At 39.0% G+C, this 1,727-nt stretch carries 2 protein-coding genes; both read left to right on the top strand.

Translation table 11 applies throughout. The features are described 5' to 3' along the window. Nucleotides 1-784 (top strand): helix-turn-helix transcriptional regulator (locus tag AC1DSE_RS34950; protein WP_477529088.1); only part of this gene is annotated, 784 nt, incomplete at its 5' end. Between the two features lie 3 nt (nucleotides 785-787). Beyond that, the coding region (locus AC1DSE_RS34945) for a hypothetical protein (RefSeq protein ID WP_477529087.1) at nucleotides 788-1,727 on the top strand (940 nt) is incomplete at its 3' end.

The following is a 1,727-nucleotide window of genomic DNA, read 5'->3' as shown; positions in this document are numbered from 1 at the left end:
TATCTGTGTTGTGATCAGTGGATTGATGGATGATGTGAAGCAGCTCCACAAACAATTTCACGAAATGGAAACGATGCTGGAAAACAAGTTCTTTTTCGATGAGGGTACGGTGATGCTGGCAAACCGCACATCATTTGCTCAGGGCGATATGACAGCAGTAGTAAATGATGTGTTAACGCAATTGACGCAAAATATTCAGCACAACCGATATGATATCGCGCAACTGTATGTCGAGCAACTGTTTGATGCTCTACAAAACAGTGAGCATTTAACGGTTATCTATGTAAAATATGTGTGCACCGAAATTGTCAAAGCTGCATTCAATGCCTCTATAAAAAAGAATAACGATAGATTCAAGCATAGTTTGGAGGACATCTATAAAACGGTAAAGTTGAGCGATTTGCGTAAAGTAGTACTGAGTATTCTAAAGGAAAACGAGTCTTTCTGCGAAACGAATTTGGAAGCGACCTCCAAAGCGATCGATGAAGTCGTCCGAATAATCGAGAACGAATATCAGGCTGACTTGTCATTGGAATTATTGTCGGAGCGGGTTTATTTATCTCCTAGTTATTTGAGCCATCTATTCAAGAAACAGAAAGGGATAAGTCTTAATAAGTTCATGACCGTGCACCGAATGGAAAAGGCAAAGGAACTGCTTATAACAACCAATCGTAAAATTATCGATATCGGCCAGGATGTTGGTTATAGCAACTTTTCCTACTTCAGCTCGTTATTCAAAAATCATTTTGGTCGAACGCCTTCTAAATGCAGAGAAGAGGCATAAACGATGAAACGGCTGATCTATGGATTATTCAATCGTTTACGGTTTAATCAAAAACTATTTCTTTCTTATTTAATCGTTATTATCATTCCTATTATGGTGCTTGGCATATACGCCTACAATCAATCAAAGGACATGCTCAAATTGCAGGCACTGCAAGGGATTGATAAGAATGTGAATACCGTTACTCAGAATATTGACAATTCGGTTGAACGCTACAATCATGCGATTCGATCGATCGTATTCACGAAGATGTTTCAGAAGATTGTAGCCAACGATTATATCGACTTAGTCAATCTTTCACGGGATTTGAAAGATTTCTTGGATCCGTATTTTATCATGATGATGAACCTTGACAAGGACATTGAGAAAATTACCTTTTACACGCAAAGCTCTGTTCCAGAATTCGGCGATTCAGTAGTCTCATATAAACGGGTTAATGAGAAGCCATGGTACAACGAAGCTATGAAGGGGATAGAACCGCTATGGAAATATGAGGATAACGAACTGTTTGTCATTCATAAATTCCCAAAAACTCTCAAAGAGCCCAATACGAATATGGTCTATATGCGAATTAATGAGAACAGTTTCTTCAAAAACATTACCGATCTCGATCAGGAGTATGCTGTCATTATTTCTGATGGCAATAACCGGATCGTATATGCGAATCAAAGTGCAAAGTTGATTGCCTTTGACTTCAAAGAAATGACGAAAATGAATGAGGGGACGGTACGCATCGGTCAAACGGAAATGTTTCTTGTCAAGAAGAAGATCGTGCAGGCTAATTGGACGGTCTATTGTTTCGTACCCGCAGCGCTTGTGTCCCATAACGCAGGTTCAATCATTAATGCGACGCTAATCGTGATCCTTGCTTGTATTGTCAGCTTGCTGATCATTATTTCGATCTTTTCCAAAACATTTATCAAACGGATATTCTCACTTAATG

It is taken from the genome of Paenibacillus sp. 01L418, assembly GCF_056400045.1.
This window is presented reverse-complemented; position numbering and strand designations above follow the sequence as displayed.